The sequence below is a fragment of the Skermanella stibiiresistens SB22 genome (assembly GCF_000576635.1).
GTDB classification, from domain to species: Bacteria; Pseudomonadota; Alphaproteobacteria; order Azospirillales; family Azospirillaceae; genus Skermanella; species Skermanella stibiiresistens.
Window position 1 is genome coordinate 1 of sequence record NZ_AVFL01000089.1, and the last position, 2,688, is coordinate 2,688.

The window sequence follows — 2,688 nt, forward strand, 5'->3', positions numbered from 1 at the left end:
AACAACGCTAAGGTCGAACCAATCAGGAACATCATTGTCTCTGAAACGGGGATCGGCGATTTGGGACGTCGGATAATTGGTGGACGTATTCTTTGGACGGAAAAGAATGGTCTGAAACGGGTTGTTCACAGGCGTCCACAGAGCGTTCGTTTCGGGGACGTCATGGGCGACATCGTGGGCTATGCGCGGGTCTCGACCGGCGATCAGGATGTCGCCGGACAGACATTGCGGCTCGAGAAAGCTGGAGCGATCAAGGTTTTCACCGATGTTCGCTCAGGCAGGACGATGGAGCGGCCAGGGTTGGAGGCTTTGCTCGCCTATGCGCGCAAGGGAGACACGCTCGCCGTCGTCCGCCTGGATCGCCTTGGCCGCTCGCTCGGGGAGTTGCTGGCGATGGTTGCCCTGCTGAAGGAGCGCGGCATCGACCTGTTCAGCCTGGAGGAGAAGATCGATACCGCCTCGGCGGCCGGCGAACTGGTCTTCCACGTGTTCGGCGCGATCGCCCACTTCGAGCGGCGCCTGATCACTGAACGAACGAAGGACGGCATCGCCGTCGCCCGCGCTCGTGGTAAGCACCCGGGCCGTCAGCCTGTCGATCGGGAAAAGGTCGCGGCGGCGCTGAAGCTGGTGGAGGCCGGCCTGTCTCCGACAGTCGCCGCAAGACAGCTCGGCTTGGGAAGGTCGACGGTTTACCGTGAAGCGAAGCTGGCTGGCGTACGGCGACCGCCACTCTGACAGATCTCGGAAGGTCGAAGTCACGGATCGTTCCCGAAAGGTTCGACCTTAGCGTTGTTTACCTAACAACCGGCGCGCTGTCCTCTGTTAGCCGCTCGGTCGACAGGGTGGCTTCCTTCCGCCGAAATGGTTATCTTCCCGGCGCCGCCGTCGGCGGCATCTTCAAGTCGCGCGATGGCCGTCCTGGAAACACTCCGGGACGGCCTTTTCGTGTCAGTACGGCGTATTCACAATGAGATCCGCGACGATGTGTTGGGCGGCTCGTTGAGCGCTTGTCAGTTGGTCGCTGACGTTGTACTCCACGCTAAGATGCCCGCTTCAGCCCACATGAAAGCGGGCATTTTCCTTGCCGGAACCAGCTCATGATGAGTGCATATCCTGGAATAGGATAATTTCAGTTCCCGTGGGAAACTTTCGGTATATTGATCGTTTCATTGGCGAACATCCGGGGATGTTGGGCGCCACCTCAAGCGAGGTTACAAGGGAAGGGCTCGCCTCTGGCAGGGGGTGGGCCTTTTCCCGTCATGCCCCTGTCTTGGGGGCTCGGGACGCCCGATGGCGCACTCGAAGCGGTATCCAATCCATCGCGGACTGGAAGTCGCCGCCCGTGGACGGCGATGGAACCCAACCCGATCAGGCTCCCAGACGCGCCTTGCCCACGCGTAGCGTAACGACGACACCCTCGGCTGGCCAGTCGAACGTGATGGTGCCGCCAAGCTGGCTGGAGACGCTTCTCGTGACCAGTTGGCTCCCGAAGCCCGAAGGCTTGTTCGATGCCGCGATGGGCGGCCCGCCCGTCTCGATCCAGGTGACGACCACCTCATTGTCCCGAGTGTCGCATGTCACCTCCACCCTGCCGCTTTCCTTCGAGAGCGAGCCATACTTGATCGAGTTCGTCGCCAGTTCATGGACGACGAGGGCCAGCGTCGTGGCCGACGCCTCCCCGACCAGCAACTCCGGCACGCGGATCCGGATCCGCGCGCCGATCGCTCCCTCTTCGTCGTAGGCTCCCAGAAGGACGGCCAACAGGTCGCCGAGGACGGCGGCCTCCTTAGGCTGGCTGAGGATCGGACGGACGAGGTCGTGCGCACGGCTCAGCGCGGCGAGCCGCTGGGTCAGGTCGCGCCGCATCTCCGCCGTCGTCGCCGTCGAGCGCGCCGAAATCCCGGTGAGCGCGGAGGCTATGGCGAACAGGTTCTTGACCCGGTGCGCCATTTCGTTCGCGATCATCTCGCGGGCTTCCTCGGCCATCTTGCGCTCGGTCACGTCGAGGAACACCCCGAACATCATCCGGTCGACGATGCCCTGGTCATCGCCCCTGCCGCGGGCCGACACCCACCGCACCTCGGCGCCATGCATGATGCGGAAGTCTATCTCATAGGCGCCAAGCACCTCCCGCGTCGCCGCGAAGGCGGCCCTCACCCTATCCATGTCCTCCGGATGGATGCGGGCGGAAAGGTCCTCGAACGTCACGGCCTCAACGTCCACTCCCCACAGGCCGTGGGCTCGCTCGTCCAAGACGATCTCGTCGGTATCGACATTCCACGACCACAGCGCGACCCCGGCCGCGTCGGTCGCGATCCGCAATCGGTGGGCGTCCCACACCGCGGGAAGCGTTCTTTTTCCTGACATCGCCACTCCCTTGAAGGTTCCCGCCGGCATATGGCAACCACACCTGGGCGAACGGGATCAAACCATGCAAACTTGAGACACGGAAAGTTGGGATTTCAGCCCAATCAAATACCTGAGATGGCAAAGTGACTGGGGTGCCCCTAGGATGATGCTGGAAAGCGTTATTCGAGGATACTTTCGTAGGTGATCCTCAAATCCACGTCGTATCCCGCCCGGCGCGCCAGGGCCGCCATTCCATGCATCCGCCCGACGAGTCGGAACACGCGCGACGGCACCGTTCTCTTATTGCGGGCCGGGATTCAAGTCCTCTTGGTGAGTTAT

The 2,688-nt window shown here is 62.4% G+C and carries 2 protein-coding genes; one reads left to right on the forward strand and one right to left on the reverse strand.

Going from position 1 to position 2,688, the window contains the following annotated elements; translation table 11 throughout:
• The coding region (locus N825_RS35515) for a recombinase family protein (protein WP_245613341.1) at positions 1 to 735 on the forward strand (735 nt) is incomplete at its 5' end.
• Between the two features lie 633 nt (positions 736 to 1,368).
• Here the strand turns inward: N825_RS35515 and N825_RS35525 are convergent.
• Complete coding sequence (locus tag N825_RS35525) at positions 1,369 to 2,367, reverse strand: sensor histidine kinase (protein ID WP_037462313.1); 999 nt, start codon at positions 2,365 to 2,367, stop codon at positions 1,369 to 1,371.
• Positions 2,368 to 2,688: the final 321 nt, after the last annotated feature.

Excerpts from the sequence above, each read along its gene's own strand:
- N825_RS35525 (WP_037462313.1), bottom strand. The coding sequence starts at position 2,367 with ATGTCAGGAAAAAGAACGCTTCCCGCGGTGTGGGACGCCCACCGATTG.